At 62.0% G+C, this 271-nt stretch carries 1 protein-coding gene; it reads right to left on the bottom strand.

Features of this window, described 5'->3' with window-relative positions:
- On the bottom strand, positions 1 to 271 hold a 271-nt coding region (locus AC2Q9J_RS17945), incomplete at both ends, for a phosphatidylserine decarboxylase (RefSeq protein WP_499042041.1).

The following is a 271-nucleotide window of genomic DNA, read 5'->3' as shown; positions in this document are numbered from 1 at the left end:
CTCTCCCAGCCGAACCGGGCCTTCGGGGCGCCAGTCCGCATTGAATTCGATGTCATCTTTCTCGAACAGCATGATCACCGTCGATCCGAGAAGGAAGCGGCCCATTTCCTCGCCCTGTTCGAGCACGACCGGCTGGTCCGAATAATCCCACTCGGCAATCGCCCCGGTGCGTTGCGGATTGACCACCCCGTGCCATGTGGTGGCCATGCTGCCGACAAACGTCGCGCCGACCAGCACCATCACGAAGGGCCCATGCGTTTCGGCATCGAAC

The organism is Planococcus sp. RAB007_Raresut, from assembly GCF_057369535.1.
This window is presented reverse-complemented; position numbering and strand designations above follow the sequence as displayed.